Origin of the sequence: Lysobacter sp. TAB13, assembly GCF_052113885.1 — a bacterium.
GTDB lineage: Bacteria > Pseudomonadota > Gammaproteobacteria > Xanthomonadales > Xanthomonadaceae > Lysobacter > Lysobacter gummosus.
The window spans coordinates 1-483 of record NZ_JBFRDR010000167.1; the positions used below are offsets into that span (position 1 = coordinate 1).

1 protein-coding gene is annotated in these 483 nt (G+C 71.0%); it reads right to left on the minus strand.

The features are described 5' to 3' along the window. On the minus strand, positions 1–483 hold a 483-nt coding region (locus AB4Y92_RS25650; protein WP_441822181.1), incomplete at both ends, for an ATP-binding cassette domain-containing protein.

Sequence of the window (483 nt, forward strand, 5' to 3'; positions counted from 1 at the left end):
GCCGTGGTCGGCTCGTCGGCGATCAGCAGGCGCGGCTCGCAGGCCAGCGCCATSGCGATCATCACGCGCTGCGCCATGCCGCCGGAGAACTGGTGGACATAGGATGCCAGGCGTTGTGCGGGCTCAGGGATTCCGACCATGCGCAGCAGCTCGAGCTCGCGCGCCTGGCGCTGCGGCTCGGAGAGCGAGCTGTGCAGCCGCAGGGTCTCGCGCAGCTGCGTGCCGACGGTGTGCAGCGGATTGAGCGAGCCGAGCGGGTCCTGGAACACCATGCCGATGCCGCGTCCGCGGACCGTCTCCAGCTCACTTTCGCTGGCCAGGGCGAGATCGCGCCTCTCGAAGAGGATGCGCCCGCCGACGCGCCGGCCGTTCCGCGGCAGCAGGCCGAGCACGGCCTGGCAGGAGACGCTCTTGCCGCTGCCGCTCTCGCCAACGACGCAAGTCGTGGCACCGCGGCGCACGGAGAACGAGACGGAATGGAGG